This window comes from Acidimicrobiia bacterium (assembly GCA_012959995.1).
Lineage (GTDB): Bacteria > Actinomycetota > Acidimicrobiia > Acidimicrobiales > MedAcidi-G1 > MedAcidi-G2B.
Map to the genome: position 1 here is coordinate 22,275 of DUCC01000014.1, position 17,175 is coordinate 39,449.

Genomic DNA, 17,175 nt, shown 5'->3' on the forward strand with positions numbered 1-17,175 from the left:
ATACCTCATTAGGAAACCTCATCGCAAAATCATTACTCCCGCCAACGGGATCACCACAAACATGATCACCGTGTAAGCCACAGCCACCGACCGCCGCTCTGTCGCCACCTCAGCCAGACGCTCCGACAAATCAAGCGGAATACGCCGCAACACCCGCCAAGGATAAAACACGGCAATACCACTGATATTAAACAACGTGTGCACAATGGCCACACTGACCGCCGCCGGACTACCGGTAGCCAACGCCGCCAAAAGCGCCGTCACCGTAGTACCCACATTGGCGCCCAAAGTCACCGGATAAATATTTTCTAACGTCAAAACCCCGGAAGCCGCCAACGGCACCAACACCGAAGTGGTGATAGACGAAGATTGCACCGCCACCGTAATAACCAACCCCAAGACCATCGCCACAAAGCCCGAACCAGCACCCAACGCTTTATTAATGGCGGCCTCAACCCGGTCAGCCACCAGCAATCGCATATTTTTTGTAATAAAGGCCAGCGCCACAAAAATAAACGCCAAACCCACAGCAATCATCAACCCACCTTTGAGGTCTCCATGAGCCCCCAAACTGGACAACAAATCCTTCACCAAATTGGCCGGCAACTTCACCGCAGCCTTCAAAGGACTCTTAAAATCGCTACCCCCAGAGCCCACTACCCGCTCAGTAATCCACAGCGAAGAAGAAGAAAGAAAACCGGTAGCTAATTCCAGCGGCAAAAAAACCGCCACCGTCAAAATATTGAAAAAATCGTGCACGGTGGCCGCCGCAAAAGCCCGGCGGAACTCGGCGTCTCGACGCACATGGCCCAACGAAGCCAACGTATTGGTCACCGTGGTACCCAAATTGGCGCCCATAATCATAGGCACCGCATCACTCGTGCTGACCACACCAGAAGCCACCAAACCCACAATCACCGCCGTCGACACCGACGAAGACTGCACCAACACTGTGGCCAACAAACCCACAAACAAACCAGCCAACGGGTTCGATATCCCCTGGAAAAGACCATCTACAAGATCGCTGCCCAGGCTCTTAAACCCGCCCCCCAACAAGTTGACCCCGGTCAAAAACAAGTAAAGCAACGCCAAGACCAGCAGGCCACGAGCCGACGTCGGGATGATGCGAGGTTTTGAACCGTCCAATACTGTTTCATTCGCCATTAAAAACAATCTACCGACCAACCAAACCAACCTGTCTGCAACAAAGAAAAAGGTGAACAAAAAGTAAACACTTCTCATGTTTTAACCGTTTCTTTACCGTGGCTTTATATGCCGTTCTGTACAAATAAGGCAGAAAAAGTAACCCAAACCCTAAAAATGAACGGCGGCAACAACATGAACACCACTTGGATGAAACAAAGTACCTGCGCAAACTCCCCAGCAGACGTCTTTTTCCCCAGCGACGGCATGGGGGTTATTGTCGCCAAAGCCATTTGTGCCAACTGCCCAGTCACCGAACCATGTCTGGAATACGCCCTCCGCAACCGGGTCGAACACGGGGTCTGGGGAGGCTGCTCAGAACGACAACGACGCAGGATATTAAAAGAACGCCGTCAAGCAAAGCAGCCACTTTCGGCCACCGCTGCTTAACAATCTCCGCCCAGAGCTACCCCCTCCAACTCTGGGCCGAAAACCACAATGGCCCTGGTTATTACACCAGGGCCATTGATGATTTTATAAACAAAAAGAACTAAGCAGTCTCTTCTTCGTAGCCCAAGTCCCATGTGACCAACACGTTTTCACGCTCGCCATCACGGTTAATGCGCTCACGGTTACGACGAAACTGCGGATCGTGAGGCGGAAGCAACATCAAGCGAGCGCCAATACGGTCACGAAACGTCTCGATGAGTGCTCGATCACCAAAAGTAGATTGCACCTCCCAATGAGGAGCAATCGGCCCAAGATAAACAATACGCACATCGCCCGCCGGGGGCTGTGGTTCAAGATTTTCAGAAATATCAGTCATACAAACGCTCCTAAAAACAACACTCTTAGAAAACCAAGAGCGCTAAATGCGGTCAATCAGTCTTTGTTGAATCATCAGCAGCTTCAGCGACACCCTCAGCGAGCCCCTTTTGAAGTTCCTTCTGCGCTCGACCCAAGTTGCGGGCCAACTTCGGAAGTTGACTCCCGCCAAAAAGCACTACCGCCAAAATAGCGACAATAATTAATTCGTTGCTGGAAAGCAATCCGATAATGTTCATACCATCAGACTAGCGGGATGCGCCGCCCAACCGGTACCGCCCCGGCAGAACCTCTAAGTAAAAACCTTAAGCAGATTCCGCTTGCTCAGCCGCAGCCGCAGCCGCAGCCCGCTCTAAAGCCCGTTGACGACGGATACGGCGACGTTCGCGTTCGCTCATTCCACCCCAAATACCGAACTTTTCACCATTTTGCAGAGCGAACTCCAAACAGTCAGGGCGCACCATGCAACTCTTGCAAACAGCCTTCGCCTCACGGGTGCTGGCCCCACGCTCTGGAAAGAAAAGATCAGGATCAACCCCGAGACAGTTCGAAGAACCCTGCCATGAAGTATCCAAGTCAGGTTTAGCAAAAATGCCCATGATGTGCGATCTCCCCCGTAGGCATCCGCCAACCCACGTAACTTGTAGGCACCCCTCGTTGGATGCCAGTAATGTAATTACACCACTGTTGTTCGCCAATTACAAGGGGAAATACGAGAAAACAAAGGATTTTTAGCCAAAACAGTCGATAAACCGGCTAATCAACCCCACAAACGACCGAGATAACAGCCGCGCCAAGCCCCCACAACGAAAAGTAACCCGGCTAGCGTAAACCCATGGAACTCACCGGCCCCTGGCTCGCCCAAACCGCCAGCGACGCCCGCCGCCGAAGTTTCCCCCTTAACGACCTCGACGAAAGCGACTGGACCAAACTCCCCGTACCCGGACAATGGCGCTTCACCAAAGAATTCGCTGACCAAAACGGGCCCCTGCTCTACCGCACCCGTTTCAACGCCCCCGCCCCCACCAGCCAACAACGCAGCTGGCTAGAAATAGGCGGCATCTTCTCCCAAGGCGACATCTGGCTCGACGGCTCTTACCTGCAAGCCACCGAAGGCTATTTTTTTGGCCACACCATCGAAATAACCACCGCCCTAAAAACCCAAAACGAACACCTCCTGGCCATAGAAGTCACCTCACCACCCCAAGCCCCCGCCGGCCAACAACGCACCCTCACCGGAACCACCCAACAAAACGGCAACCCCGGAGGTATCTGGCAACCCATCAGTATCCGCCAAACCGGCCCCATCTCCTTACTTCAACAACGCATCATCTGCACCGACGCCAACCCCACCGTGGCCAGCCTGGCCATCCGCGTCGTCGTAGACGCCGACCAACCCCAACTAGCGGTATTCCACACCACCATCCTCGGCATAGACCACCGACACCAACAACCCCTCGCCGCCGGCCAAAACACCGTCGAATGGCCCATACGCGTACCCCACCCACCGCTCTGGTGGCCCCACGAACTGGGCGACCAGCCCCTCCACCAAATAACCCTCGCCGTCACCGACCAACACGGAACCCCCAGCGACCAAACCACCCAGCACATCGGGTTTCGCTCCATACGCATGCACCACCACCAATGGCGCATCAACGAACAAAGGCTCTTTTTGCGCGGCGCCAACCTTGGGCCCCTCAACAACAACCTCACCTCAATTAACGAAAAACAAGCCCAACAAGTAGTAACCCAAGCCCTTGAAGCCAACCTCAACCTGCTTCGCCTCGCCGGCCACATTGCCCACCCTGCCCTCTACACCGCATGCGACCAAGCCGGGCTACTCCTCTGGCAAGACATGCCACTACGCGGCGAATACCATCGATCAATACGCAGCCAAGCCACCCACCAAGCACGAGAAATGGTCAATCTGCTTGGCCATCACCCCTCCATCATCGTGTGGTGCGCCCACGACACCCCCGATGCCCCCGACACCACCAAAGCCGCACCCCGGTCACTTGACCACCAAAAACCAACCTGGTCGCGAGCCGTTCTGGATCGATCAATACGCCGAGAAATTCAACGCAAAGACCCCTCACGGCCCGCACTTTCGCAATCCGGAATGCTGCCCAACCTGGCCAACTACCAAGAAGCCAACAGCCACCTTTGGTTCGGCTGGCACGACGGCCAAGTCACCGACCTTGACCCCTACCTCAGCCACCGCCCCGGTGCCGGACGGTTCGTCTCTGCTTTTGGCAGCCACAGTGTGCCCAACCAACTCACCCCCGACCAAGCCAATTGGCCCACCCTTGACCCCGCACAACTCAACACCAGCAACGACCAACAACTCGACGTGCTACTTCGTCGGTTTCCCCCCGAAAATTTTACCGACCCCGCCGCTTGGGTAACCGCCACCCAACAACACCAAGCCCACTTACTCAAAACGCAAATAGAAATACTCCGTCGCAGAAAATACCGTCCGGTCGGCGGGTTTACTTTTGACCAACTCTTAGCCACCGAACCAGCCACCAGCAGTAGCATCCTCAACCACCAAGGCCACCCCAAACCGGCCTACGCCGCAGTAACCGCGGCCTGCCAACCCACCCTCGTAATGGCCAACCCACTCGAAGCCACCTACACCAGCGACCAAACACTGACCACCAACATCACCGTGGTACACGACGGGCCTCAACCCCTCGGGTTGACCCGCATAACCGCCCAACTCACCTTTGGCGGCCAAACCCATACTTCAGTTTGGGAAGGCAACATCGACGCCGACCTAGTAATGCACATTGGCCAAATAACCCAAAATCTCACCGGACCCCCCGGACCCATCGAGCTCAAACTCCAACTCACCACTGACCAACTCACCACCACCAACCACTACCAAAGCAACATTGCCACGTAACTCCAGCGCCGAGGTGGCCACCATGCGACAAAGCCCGGTACCGTAAGCGCCAAACTGCTGTACACCCCCAACCCAAGGTAAACCCATGGCGCAAACCCCCAACCAGCGTTACCGCGTAGCCCCACTACGGTCCCGCAAAAAAAGCTGGCCCTTCCCTCTCAACATTTACCAAACAGCAGTCGGCCGGAAATGGGTAATGGCCCTCACCGGCATGGGGCTCATTGGCTTCGTGCTCATTCACATGATCGGCAACCTTCACGTCTACGAAGGCCCCGCCCGCATGCACGAATACGCCGAAACGCTCCGCACCCTTGGCGGTGGCCTCATGCCCCGCGGCCTCGTGCTTTGGCTCATGCGTCTTGGACTCCTGGCAATGTTTGGCCTCCACTTGCACTCCGCCATCACCCTCAAAAACATGTCCGAAAACTCCAGCGAACAATCCACCCTGGTGGGCGGAGCCAAAAAATACGCCGGAGGCCGCGACCACTTGGCCGCCAACTACGCCAGCCGCACCATGCGCTGGACCGGGCCCATCATCGCCCTTTACCTTTTTTACCATTTAGCCGACCTGACCTGGGGTTGGTGGCTAGGCGACAAGTTCGTGTCTGGCGACCCCTACCACAACGTCACCCAATCCCTCTCCAACCTGCCCGTAGCCATCCTCTACATCGTGGCCAACATCGCCCTAGCCCTACACATCTTTCACGGGGCATGGTCCATGTTTCAAAGCCTCGGCATCAATAGCCCCCGCTACAACCACCTGCGCCGCGGCCTGGCCGCCACGTTGGCTGGCTTGATTTTGATCGGAAACCTCTCGTTTCCTCTCCTCACTCAAACCGGGCTCATCTCTGAAGAAAATAGAGAATGCCCCATCAACGAAACCACGGGCTTGGCCTGTTTAGTCCAACAAGCGCAAGGACACTGAAATGAACCCCCTAATTAACGCCAAAGTCCCCGCCGGCGACATCGCCGAAAAATGGGAAAACCACAAGTTCTCCATGAACCTGGTTAACCCCAGCAACAAACGGAAATTCGAAATCATCGTGGTAGGCACCGGCCTGGCCGGAGCCGCCGCCGCCGCCACCCTCGGCGAGCTGGGCTACAAAGTCAAAGCCTTCACCTTCCACGACAGCCCCCGGCGCGCCCACAGCATCGCCGCCCAAGGAGGTATCAACGCCGCCAAAAATTACACCAACGACGGCGACTCCGTACACCGACTGTTCTACGACACCGTCAAAGGCGGCGACTACCGCTCACGCGAAGCCAACGTACATCGCCTGGCCGAAGTATCAGTAAACATCATCGACCAAGCCACCGCCCAAGGCGTACCCTTTGCCCGCGACTACGGGGGTCTCCTAGACAACCGCTCCTTCGGCGGCGCCCAAGTATCGCGAACCTTTTACGCCCGCGGACAAACCGGCCAACAACTACTCATCGGCGCCTACTCCGCCCTCATGCGCCAAGTAGCCGCCGGCACCGTAGAACTCCACAGTCGCGCCGAACTCCTCGACGTCGTCACCAAAGACGGCCAAACCTGCGGCATCGTCACCCGAGACCTCATCAGCGGCGAAGTAACCCCCCACTCCGCCCACGCCGTAGTCCTCGCCACCGGCGGATACGGCAACGTGTACTTTTTGTCCACCAACGCCATGATGTGCAACGTCACCGCCGCCTGGCGAGCCCACCGCAAAGGCGCCCTCTTCGCCAACCCCTGCTACACCCAAATCCACCCCACCTGCATTCCAGCCAGCGACGACTTCCAATCCAAACTGACCCTCATGTCAGAATCGTTACGCAACGACGGACGCATTTGGGTACCCAACGGCAAAGCCGACAGCCGAAGCGCCGCCGACATTCCCGAAACCGAACGCGACTATTACCTAGAACGCAAATACCCGGCCTTCGGCAACCTGGTGCCCCGCGACGTCGCCTCCCGAAACGCCAAAACCGTAGTCGACGAAGGCCACGGCGTAGGCCCCCTCGCCAACGGCGTCTACCTTGATTTCTCCGCCGCCATCGCCCGCGACGGCCTCGACGCCATCTCAGAAAAATACGGCAACCTCTTCGACATGTACCAACGCATCACCGGAGAAAACCCCTACCAAACCCCCATGCGCATCTACCCCGCCACCCACTACACCATGGGCGGCCTCTGGGTGGACTACAACTTGATGACCAACGTTGAAGGCCTCTACGCCATTGGCGAAGCCAACTTCTCGGACCACGGAGCCAACCGCCTCGGAGCCAGCGCCCTCATGCAAGGCCTGGCCGACGGCTACTTCGTACTGCCCTACACCATCGGCGACGGCCTTGCCGGCCAACTCGGCAACGACCCGGTACCCACCAGCGACCCCGTATTCACCCAAGCAGTAGCCGGCATCAACGACACCAACCGTCGCTGGCTAGCCACCAACGGCACCAAATCGGTTGACCACTACCACCGAGAACTCGGCCGCATCGTCTGGGATAACATCGGCATGGCCCGCAACAAAGCCGGCCTCCAACAAGCGGTCACCGACATCCCTGCCCTCAAAGAGGAATACCATAAAAACGTGCGGGTGCTCGGCAGTGCCGACACCCTTAACCAGTCCCTTGAAAAAGCAGGGCGAGTAGCAGACTTCTTTGAACTCGCTGAACTTATGGCCCGAGACGCCCTACAACGAGAAGAATCCTGCGGCGGACACTTCCGCGACGAATACCAAACCGCAGAAGGCGAAGCACAACGCGACGACGAAAACTTCGCTCACGTAGCAGCCTGGGAATGGAACGGCGAAGGAACCGACCCCACCCGGCACCAAGAAGAACTTACCTTTGACAACGTGGCGCTCTCGCAGCGTTCATACAAATAAGCGAGGAGAACAACATGTCAGGAACCACCGGAGAAATCATCAACGTCACCATCAAAGTGTGGCGCCAAGACGGCCCCAACAGCGAAGGCCGCTTCGAAACCCACCCACAAGCCATCACCACCGATGCTTCATTCCTAGAAATGCTGGACCTTCTCAACGAACACCTCAACGACCAAGGCCACGAACCCATCGCTTTTGAATCCGACTGCCGAGAAGGCATCTGCGGAACCTGCGGCGTCATGATCAACGGGCGAGCCCACGGACCACAAAAAGCCACCGCCACCTGTCAACTCCATATGCGAGAGTTTGCCGACGGCGACGAAATTGTAATCGAACCCTTCCGAGCAGCTGGCTTTCCGATAATTCGCGACCTCGCCGTAGACCGCTCACCACTGGACCGCATTATTGAATCCGGCGGCTACATCACCGTCAACACCGGCGCCGCTTCCGACGCCAACCTGACCCCAGTACCCAAAGAAGCCTCCGACCAAGCCTTCGATGCCGCCGCCTGCATCGGCTGCGGGGCATGCATCGCCGCCTGCCCCAACTCAGCCGGCCAACTCTTTACCTCAGCCAAAATCGGCCACCTGAACCTCTTGCCTCAGGGCCAAGCCGAGCGCTGGAAGCGCACCGAATCCATGGTGGAAACCATGGAAGAATTCTTCGGATCGTGCACCAACCACGGCGAATGCTCCGAAGCCTGCCCCAAAGAAATCAGCTTGGACTTCATTGCTTTCATGAACCGTGACTACCTCAAAGCCAAGGTAAAAAACCGGGCGCTCACCGGACAAAAATAAACGCCGTCCCAGCGAAGTTTGCCAAAAGCCGCAGGCAAATCGGGATGTTTGTCCCTAACAGAAACCCGCCGTGCGTCGCAGCCTTACAAGAACTAAACCCTTGGAGGAACTATGCGTAAACAAACCCGAACCCCTTTGCTGTCTTTTTAGCTTTAGTGCTTGCCGTAACGGCATACACAAGTTTCCCCAGTTGATGTTGCTAAGCGGTTCCCCCCCCTCGACCAGCCGTACTTTGTTGACACCATCAACATCGCTCCTGGTGGGCGGCACTCCGTGCTGGTGCAACCCGATACCCCCGGAGGAGGGTTTTTGTGTTTAAAAACATTTGACCCCTTGACAGATCGTTCAAGTGGCGCGAAGGTAATGGCATCACCTTGCAGTCAGGTGGGGTGGTGAACAACACGACCGTAGCGACGAGCGATAGGAGGAGCGCATATGCAATCCACCAAGAACCGCCGTCGACGTCGTGCCCCACCAAGCAGGTGAGTAGGGTTTTGACCGAACCGGTCCCCTCACGTTCTCGCAAACCAAACCCCACCATGGGTTACGGAGAACGCTGACGAGAGACGATCCAGTCAACAACTCGCAGAAACGGCGCTTCACACCGTCGCCCACCTTCGGGAACCCGGACCGTGTGAGGCGTCGTTTCGCGTCTCACTAATTGTGCTTCGGTGTCGAACACCGAGTCACAAGTTAATCGGTGGAGGAAAAATGAGCCAGAAGACGAGGGAGTAAATCCGGCAAGGCGGCATCGGGCAGTTCGTGGCCGAGGTCTTCGACCAGCCACAATTCAGCCCCTAGGATGCCTTCCAGAAAAGCAGTGGCATGCCCCACCGGAAACACCGGGTCCGCCGTGCCATGCACCACCAAAGTCCGCACCGATATTTCACCCAGACGATCCAAACGCGAAGGCGACGAATTAACCGCCGGTCCATGACCAGACTCCGGATACCAACAACTCCGCACCTCGGCATCAGCGCGCAGCACCGCAGCCTCCTCCTCAAAGGGATAACGAGAACCCGCCAACAAACGATCAAGCTCCACCACCCAAGACACCTTGTCAACATGACTCACCGGAGGCGGAGAAAAAAGCCGCTCCGCCATGCAATCCACCAAAGTATCCTCCGCCGGCGGCAAACGCTCATCACCCAAACCCGGCGACGACCCCACCAACGTCAACGACCGCACCCGCTCCGGGTAGTCCAACGCCAAAACCTGGCCCACCATGCCGCCCATAGACCGACCCACCACATGAGCGGACACTAAACCCTCACCATCGAGCACCCCCACCGCATCGGCCGCTAAATCTTCCAAGGTGTAACCCACCGACGACGGCACCTTGGTCGACAAGCCACTATCTCGCGTATCAAAACGCACCACCCGATACCCAGCCGCCACCAAAGGATCAATCAAACCCGGTGACCAACGGGTACACGGAGAATCCGCCCCCGCCAACAACAGCACCGACTGGCCATCCACCGGGCCAAAAGACTCCACATGCAGTTCAATATTTAGGTCATCGCTCACGGCGCCGAAGGTTACCCGGTAACGGCTAGCGTCATGGACGTGCACCACCAACACCCCATAAAAGTCCGCTTCTACGAACTCGACCCCTACGGGCACCTCAACCACTCGGTCTACGTGCAACTCTTCGAAACCGGCCGGGTTGAACTCCTCGACCAAATAGGCCTCGGGCTTCACGCCTTGCAAGACCAGGGCTACCAATTTGTGGTCTCAAAAATAGAAACAAAGTTTTTAGCACCCGGCGTCGGCGGCGATGAACTCATCATCGAAACCAGCCTGGCCGAAATGCGACGAGCGTCATCTCGTTGGCATCAACGCATCCTGCGCGGCGACGACGTGCTGGCCACCCAAGAAGTATTAGCCGCCGTCACCAACGACCAAGGCCGCCCCGTACGCTGCCCCGATTTCATCACCAACGCATTGCTCCCCTACTTAGCCGACCCCAAATGAGCAACAAACGCAACACCCTCCTCACCCGAATAGCCCAAGGCGGGCTCATGGGTGCCGCCAACACCGTGCCCGGGGTTTCCGGCGGCACGCTGGCCCTAATGTTCGGGTTCTACGAACGACTCATCAATGCCCTTCGCGACGGAGCCCACGCCGCCACCCAAGTGCTCCGAGGGGACCTAAAAGGCGCCCTAGCTAGCCTCAAAGCCGTGGAATGGAGCCTGCTCCTTCCCCTACTCGTCGGCGCCGGTGCCGTAGTAATCGCAGTAGCCGGGCCCCTCGAAAGAAGCCTCGAAACCCACCCCGAAAACATGGCCGGCCTCTTTCTGGGCTTAGTCATCGGTTCACTCATCATCTCTTGGCGGCTCATGCCCACCTGGAACCCTCGCCTACTCGCCGTAGTAACCCTTGTCGGAGCCGCCGTATTTGCCGGTTTAGGGTGGCAAAGCGGGCCACTCAACGACCCCTCGCCCCTGCTGCTTTTCGCCGCCGGAGCCATCGCCATCTGCGCCATGATCCTGCCCGGCCTCTCCGGATCATTTTTACTCCTCATGTTCGGCCTCTACGAAGCCGTACTAACCATGGTTGACCAACGCCTCATCGGCGACCTGGTCATCTTCGGCCTTGGAGCTGCCCTCGGCCTCGCCGCCTTCGCCACCCTGCTCAGCCGCCTCTTAAAACGCCACCACGACCCCATGTTGGCCGTCCTACTCGGCCTCATGGTGGGTTCGCTACGCGTGCTTTGGCCCTGGCCCCACGGGGTGGGTTACACCAGCCCCACCGGCGCCCAAACCTTCGACGGCACCGGGTTACAGTGGCCCACCCAAGGCATCACCCTGTGGCCACTCCTATTGGCCGGAGGGGCGCTCATGGTGGTACTCGGCGTAGATGCCCTAGCCAGTCGCCAAAACAAGGCTTAAGCCATGCCCCAGTTTCTTAGCCCCCAATGGCTTACTGCCCTTAACCAAGCAGCAACCCAACACCCCGGCCTCGACGACCACCAAAAGCCCCTCACCGTGGGCTACCGAATCACCGATGGGCCCCACTGGTGCATCGCCTTTACCCCCGGAGCGGTACAAGTTCTGACCGACCCAACCCCCGACCAAGACGTTTGGTTCATCACCGATCGCCACACGGCAAGCCAAATGGCCGCCGGGACACTCGACCCCCTAGCCGCCATCATCGACGGCTCCATGACCCTGGGCGGCGACCCACGACGGCTCACCGAAAACCAAGCGGTAGCCGACCAACTCAGTAGCCTGCTGGCCGACGTACCCCAGGACTAGACAGCCCTAAAACTTGTTGCCTTAAATAAGGCCCAAGCCCCGCACCATGTCACGCTCTTCAGCTAACTCGCCCACCGAAGCATCAATACGGGCCTGAGAAAACTCGTCAATTTCTAAACCCTGCACAATGGACCATTGGCCATCAGCACACGTGGTGGGGAAACCCACAATCAAACCCTCCGGCACGCCATAACTGCCGTCAGACGGCACACCCATAGAAACCCAATCGTTTTCCGGCGTACCCAACACCCAATCATGTACGTGGTCAATTGCTGCGTTAGCTGCCGAAGCGGCACTCGAAGCCCCACGTGCTTCAATAATGGCCGCTCCCCGTTGCTGCACCGTAGGGATGAACTGACTCTCCAACCACGCTTGATCATCAATGGTGCCAGCCACCGAAACACCGTTTACCTCAGCATGCACCAAATCTGGATACTGAGTAGCAGAATGGTTACCCCAAATAGTCATACGATTTACCTCAGTGGAAGCCACCCCCAACTTGGCCGACGCTTGAGACAACGCCCGGTTGTGATCCAAACGCATCATGGCCGTAAAACGCTCATCAGGAACATCCGGCGCATTGTTCATAGCGATCAAACAGTTGGTGTTCGCCGGGTTACCCACCACCAGCACCCGCAAATCATCGTCGGCATGGTCGTTCAAAGCCTTGCCCTGTGTGGTGAAAATAGCACCGTTCGCTTCTAACAAATCCTGGCGCTCCATGCCCTTCGTCCGGGGACGAGAACCCACCAACATGGCCACCCCAGCGCCCGCAAAAGCAACGTTGGGGTCATCACTAAGCACCATGGAATCCAACAACGGGAAAGCACAATCGTCGAGCTCCATAGCCACACCCTCTAAGGCCCCCATGGCAGGCGGGATCTCTAACATTTGCAAAATCACCGGTTGATCAGAACCCAAAAGCTGCCCACTGGCAATACGAAAAATCAAGTTGTAGCCAATGTTTCCAGCGGCTCCGGTAACAGCGACACGAATAGGGTTCTTACTCACAAAAAGCTCCTGATTTTGAAGGCCAGCACCAGCCGGCAGGTATCTCTTGAGGGTACCGTCAGACCCCGGTCGTTGGTCAACTCAGCGGCAAGAACACTTCAGCCGGTCGAGCAAAATGATCTAAAAAAGATTTCGGCAAAACCGGACGCTGACCATCTTCGGGCAGAACCTGACTGACGTAACAAGCCAAAGCCGCCTGTTTGCGCTCCCTTAACTCGTCACCAAAACGAAAAGCAAAAGCCTGCGAAAAATCAAAAGCCGGTTTCTGCGGGTCATCCCAATTCCACGACCAAATCGGCACCCCAAACAACGGCACCCCCAACGCCTCACAAACCTGCAACGCCGCTTGAGCACAAGCCTCATGATCAGGATGGCCGTCACCCGGCCACGGAGCCACACAAGCCCCCGCCCCAACCAACAACGGAGACAACTGATCTAACAGTGCCCCAAAATGCTCATCCACCGAACCATCAGGCAACGACAAACGCATCCGATTAGCCCGAACCCCCAACACCCGGTAAGCCTCCGCACTCTCCGCGGTACGCCGCAGCGCCAAAGCCCCTCGACCCTCCTCATCTAAATGCGGATGCGACCACTCCCCATCAGTGACCGCCACCACGGTCACCGGAACCCCAAGGTCAACAGCAGCCAAAGTGGCCCCCGAAGCCAACAGTTCATCATCGGGGTGGGGCGACACCACCACCAACGGGCCCGGCGGCGGCCAAGGCACGGGGCAATCCGCCAAACCATCTACTACGGCATCCCACTGCGCCGCCAAACGGCCAGCCAGCGGGTCAATAGGGTCCACTAGTCATCCTCACGAGTGTTCCCCAGCCACGAGGCATACAAGCCCTCATAAATGCCGCCAGCATCTTTAAGCACCTCGTGAGGCCCTTGCTCCACCAAATTGCCTCGATCAAAAACCAGCACCAAATCTGCTCGCTCCGCCGTAGACAAACGATGCGCCACACTCAAAGTGGTGCGCCCCGCCGCCAAACGTTCCAATGCTCGCTCCAACGTAGTTTCTGTTTCCGGATCCACCGCTGACGTCGCTTCATCTAAAATCAACAACCCAGGGTTCGCCAACTGGGCTCGAGCCAAAGCCACCAACTGGCGTTCCCCCACCGACAACGACTCCCCCCGTTCCCCCACCGGCGTCGCCAAACCCTCAACCAAACCATCCACCCAAGGACGTAAACCCAACGCATCGATCGCCGCTTCCACCTCAGCAAAAGAAGCCTCCGACCGACCAAAACGAATGTTCTCCCCCACCGAAGAATCAAACAAAAACCCATCTTGAGGCACCATGCGCACCGCAGATTGACGATCCGCAGTAGCCATCTGGCGCAAATCCACCCCGCCCACCAGCAAGCAGCCCGCCGTGGGGTCAGCCAACCGAGCCACCAGTTTCACAAAAGTAGTTTTTCCCGAACCAGTTTCGCCCACCACAGCCACCGACGCACCGGCCGGCAAATCCACATCAATCCCATGCAAGACCCGGCCTCCCTCTCGGTAAGCAAACTCCACCCCCCGGGCCTCTACCGACAACGGGCCCACCGGCAAAGCAGGCCCAGTCAAATTCTCGGGAATCTCCACCGGCGTATCCAGCACGTCTAAAATCTTCCACCAGCCCGCTAAAGCCGTTTGCGTTTGATCCAGCACCTCGCCCAACTCGGTAATGGGATTCAACAATAAGTTCACCAAAAAGATAAAAGCAATGAGTTCGCCCGAAGAAAGCCCCCACGAACCACCCCACCACACACCGGCTCCCACCACCGAAGCAATAGCCATCACCCCAAAAACATCCGTCGTGGGCATAACCAACGAAAAATACCGAGCAGCCCGCATCTGTTGGTGATACTGCTCATCAACCGCTTCATGAATAGCTTCCTTGGTGGCCTTACGGTAGCCATAACCCCGCACCGTGGTCATCCCCATAACCACTTCAGAAATAATCCCCATAGTGTCCGACACCCGCGTACGCAAACGATCATAAGCCTTCAACTGGCTGCGCTGCATACGCCGCAACATCGGGATAAGCGGCAAATGCACAGCCAAAGTCAACAAGGTCAATTGCCACGAATAAAAAGCCATAACCAGCAACACGCCAGCGATTTGGAACAAATCAATGACCCAAGCAATAGCCCCCCACTGAGCAAATTTGGTCAACGTTTCAACATCGCTAGTAACCCGCGCCGTCAACACCCCTTTACGAGCCGCCGTGTGGTCCGCCAAACTCAAACGATGCAAATGCGCGAAGGTGCGGACCCGCAAACCCATCAACACATTCTCGGCCATACAAACCAAACGAAAATAAGTAGCCCGCCCCAAAAACACACTGCCCAACACCAAAACCGCCGACACCAACGACACCACCAGTACCCACGAAAAACGTACCCCATCTGGCCCTAAGCCAAGGTCCAAAATCAACTGAATACTCAACGGCAACAACAATTTTGAACCCGCCACAGCAAGCGCCATAGCGGCCGTCCCCCACAACCCTTTTTGCAACTCAGGCGAAGCGGCTACCCCACGCCGCAGCACCGCCAAAGCACCCACCTCGTCGATGCTGGCCAAAGTACGAGCCTCTGGTTCTTCTTCGGGGCCAGCAACATCGCGCCCATCCAGCGCCGTCATGACCCCGCCTTTTCGTAAGCCTGCGCCAAAGCAGCGTAAGCGGAGACCGCCAACAACTCTTCGTGCGTGCCCTGGGCGGCTATGCGCCCGCTTTCCAAAAACAGCACCCGATCAGCCAAACGAATAGTGGCCAAACGGTGCGCCACCACCAACAAAGTTCGGTCACCATGAGCGCGAAGATTAGCTAAAATAGCGGCCTCAATCGTGGGGTCCACCGCCGACGTAGCATCATCGAGCACCAACACCTTGGGGCGACGCAACAACCCTCGAGCAATAGCCAAACGTTGCCGCTGACCGCCCGACAAAGTCACCCCTCGCTCACCAACCACCGTATCTATGCCCTGAGGCATCTCCGACACAAAACCCTCCGCCTCCACCAAAGTCAACACTCGCTGCAGCTCCCCCTCGGGAATATCGCGGCCCAGTGTCAAATTCTGTCGCACCGAATCTGCAAACAAAAACGTTTCCTGAAACACCGGAGCCACCACCGCCGCCGTGCCCTCCGAACCTAAATCCTGAACATCTACTCCACCCAACAACACCCGACCCTCGGTGGGCGGCATCAAAGCCGCCAACAAAGCCACCAAAGTACTTTTACCGGCTCCCGTTGAACCCACCAAAGCCACCGTTTCCCCGGGATCGATATGCAACGAAAGACCCTCCAACACCAACGGGGCTTGCGAACCCTCCGTGGGGTAAGCAAACGACAAATCAACAAAATCAACGGTGGCCGACCCCACCACTCCCCCTACGACTGTCGATTCAGGAGCCACCGCCAACACCTCATTTATGCGATCCTGCGCCACCACCGACTGCGGGATCATCTGAAAAAGAAACCCCAAAATTTCCATGGGCAACGACAAAATAGAAAACAAGGCCATAGCCCGCACCATCTCACCCAAAGTCACCGTCCCCTGGCTAAACAACCACGTACCCACCAACAACAAAACTAAAATCCCCAAGTTGGGCAGCGAATAAATAATCGGGGAATAATTAGCCCGCAAGCGCCCCACCGCAATACGTTCCTCACGCAAAGCAGCCGCCGCCTCAGCGAACCTTGCCACCTCTTGATCTTGACGGCCCAACGTTTTTACCACCAACACCCCATCAAGGCTTTCGTGGGCGATAGACGACACCCTCCCCACCTCCGCTTGGGCCCGAGCCGCCGGGGCCTCAATGGACTTCGTAAAACGCCGATTCAACACCGCCAAAGTCGGAAACAGAACCAACGCCACCAAAGCAAACAACGGGTGCACCACCAGCAGGCTGATCAACGACACCACAATCAAAGCCACCACCGAAACCGAAAAAGCCAACGGCATCAACATAGAAGTAGCCACCTCAACATCTGCATCGGCGTGGGCTAACAGTTGCCCCGCTGGCCGAGCCCAATGAAAAGACATCGGCGCATCTAAATAACGGTCAGTCAAACTCTGGCGCCATGTTCGTTGCGTCCGCGCCACCGCCATCATGTTGAACCAACGCCGCACCATGATGGATAAGCCGCGCACCAAGCCCACTATTCCCAAAGCCGCCATACCAGAAAGCACCGCCCGGCCCGACACCGCAGGCCCCTCCCCAGACAGGCCAGGCAAAATCACCTCATCGGTTACCCGACCAATAACAACGGTGAACCCCACCACGGCCACCGCAAACACGTTGGCGCCCATTGCCGCCAAAATATGCGCAATCGGGTGAGCACGAAACGAGCGAGCAACCAGGCGCCCCGCTCGACGGAAAACCCCGTCAGG

Annotated in this window: 17 protein-coding genes; 8 read left to right on the plus strand and 9 right to left on the minus strand. The window is 57.2% G+C overall.

Going from position 1 to position 17,175, the window contains the following annotated elements; translation table 11 throughout:
- Positions 1-18: 18 nt before the first annotated feature.
- Positions 19-1,164: a sodium dependent phosphate transporter gene (locus EYQ49_04110; protein ID HIG25068.1), complete on the minus strand. Its 1,146-nt coding sequence runs from the start codon at positions 1,162-1,164 to the stop codon at positions 19-21.
- A gap of 189 nt (positions 1,165-1,353) precedes the next feature.
- On the opposite strand from EYQ49_04110, the gene EYQ49_04115 reads away from it, so the two are divergent.
- Positions 1,354-1,593, plus strand: a complete 240-nt coding sequence (locus tag EYQ49_04115) for a WhiB family transcriptional regulator (GenBank protein HIG25069.1) — start codon at positions 1,354-1,356, stop codon at positions 1,591-1,593.
- Between the two features lie 100 nt (positions 1,594-1,693).
- On the opposite strand, the gene EYQ49_04120 is transcribed toward EYQ49_04115, so the two are convergent.
- The 3 genes from EYQ49_04120 to EYQ49_04130 form a co-directional block, all read right to left on the minus strand.
- A complete protein-coding gene (locus EYQ49_04120) occupies positions 1,694-1,969 on the minus strand; it encodes a hypothetical protein (protein HIG25070.1) in 276 nt (91 codons plus the stop codon).
- A gap of 52 nt (positions 1,970-2,021) precedes the next feature.
- Complete coding sequence (locus EYQ49_04125) at positions 2,022-2,207, minus strand: twin-arginine translocase TatA/TatE family subunit (protein ID HIG25071.1); 186 nt, start codon at positions 2,205-2,207, stop codon at positions 2,022-2,024.
- A gap of 66 nt (positions 2,208-2,273) precedes the next feature.
- Positions 2,274-2,567, minus strand: coding sequence for a WhiB family transcriptional regulator (locus EYQ49_04130; GenBank protein ID HIG25072.1), 294 nt, complete (start codon positions 2,565-2,567; stop codon positions 2,274-2,276).
- A gap of 236 nt (positions 2,568-2,803) precedes the next feature.
- Here EYQ49_04130 and EYQ49_04135 point away from each other — a divergent pair, with 236 nt between their 5' ends.
- From EYQ49_04135 to EYQ49_04150, 4 genes are all read left to right on the plus strand, one after another.
- Positions 2,804-4,873 (plus strand): hypothetical protein, encoded by a 2,070-nt coding sequence (locus EYQ49_04135; protein HIG25073.1) that lies wholly within the window; start codon positions 2,804-2,806, stop codon positions 4,871-4,873.
- 85 nt (positions 4,874-4,958) lie between these two features.
- Complete coding sequence (locus EYQ49_04140) at positions 4,959-5,798, plus strand: succinate dehydrogenase cytochrome b subunit (protein ID HIG25074.1); 840 nt, start codon at positions 4,959-4,961, stop codon at positions 5,796-5,798.
- 1 nt (position 5,799) lies between these two features.
- Complete coding sequence (locus EYQ49_04145; GenBank protein ID HIG25075.1) at positions 5,800-7,722, plus strand: fumarate reductase/succinate dehydrogenase flavoprotein subunit; 1,923 nt, start codon at positions 5,800-5,802, stop codon at positions 7,720-7,722.
- 38 nt (positions 7,723-7,760) lie between these two features.
- Positions 7,761-8,519 (plus strand): succinate dehydrogenase/fumarate reductase iron-sulfur subunit, encoded by a 759-nt coding sequence (locus EYQ49_04150; protein HIG25076.1) that lies wholly within the window; start codon positions 7,761-7,763, stop codon positions 8,517-8,519.
- Between the two features lie 693 nt (positions 8,520-9,212).
- Here the strand turns inward: EYQ49_04150 and EYQ49_04155 are convergent.
- Positions 9,213-10,229, minus strand: coding sequence for an alpha/beta fold hydrolase (locus EYQ49_04155; GenBank protein HIG25077.1), 1,017 nt, complete (start codon positions 10,227-10,229; stop codon positions 9,213-9,215).
- Between EYQ49_04155 and EYQ49_04160 the strand changes: the two genes are divergently transcribed.
- The 3 genes from EYQ49_04160 to EYQ49_04170 are packed head-to-tail and all read left to right on the plus strand — an operon-like array spanning position 10,080 to position 11,776.
- The gene (locus EYQ49_04160; protein ID HIG25078.1) at positions 10,080-10,493 is read left to right on the plus strand and encodes an acyl-CoA thioesterase; all 414 of its coding nucleotides are present in this window, start codon (positions 10,080-10,082) and stop codon (positions 10,491-10,493) included. The two genes, EYQ49_04155 and EYQ49_04160, sit on opposite strands and share 150 nt — an antisense overlap.
- Positions 10,490-11,410, plus strand: coding sequence for a DUF368 domain-containing protein (locus tag EYQ49_04165; GenBank protein HIG25079.1), 921 nt, complete (start codon positions 10,490-10,492; stop codon positions 11,408-11,410). The genes EYQ49_04160 and EYQ49_04165 overlap by 4 nt, the downstream gene beginning before the upstream one ends.
- Before the next feature lie 3 nt (positions 11,411-11,413).
- On the plus strand, positions 11,414-11,776 hold the full coding sequence (locus EYQ49_04170; protein HIG25080.1) for a hypothetical protein: 363 nt from the start codon (positions 11,414-11,416) through the stop codon (positions 11,774-11,776).
- Between the two features lie 21 nt (positions 11,777-11,797).
- Here the strand turns inward: EYQ49_04170 and EYQ49_04175 are convergent, their stop codons facing one another.
- The 4 genes from EYQ49_04175 to EYQ49_04190 all read right to left on the minus strand — a co-directional run bounded on the left by EYQ49_04175 (position 11,798) and on the right by EYQ49_04190 (position 17,094).
- On the minus strand, positions 11,798-12,787 hold the full coding sequence (locus tag EYQ49_04175; protein ID HIG25081.1) for a malate dehydrogenase: 990 nt from the start codon (positions 12,785-12,787) through the stop codon (positions 11,798-11,800).
- A 76-nt stretch (positions 12,788-12,863) separates the two neighbouring features.
- Positions 12,864-13,595 carry a PIG-L family deacetylase gene (locus EYQ49_04180; GenBank protein HIG25082.1) on the minus strand — a complete coding sequence of 244 codons (732 nt, stop codon included), beginning with the start codon at positions 13,593-13,595 and terminating at the stop codon, positions 12,864-12,866.
- Entirely contained in the window at positions 13,595-15,424 is a 1,830-nt protein-coding gene (locus tag EYQ49_04185; GenBank protein ID HIG25083.1) for an ABC transporter ATP-binding protein, read from the minus strand. Before EYQ49_04185 ends, EYQ49_04180 begins: the two co-directional genes overlap by 1 nt.
- Positions 15,421-17,094: an ABC transporter ATP-binding protein gene (locus EYQ49_04190; protein HIG25084.1), complete on the minus strand. Its 1,674-nt coding sequence runs from the start codon at positions 17,092-17,094 to the stop codon at positions 15,421-15,423. The genes EYQ49_04185 and EYQ49_04190 overlap by 4 nt, the downstream gene beginning before the upstream one ends.
- Positions 17,095-17,175 lie beyond the last annotated feature (81 nt).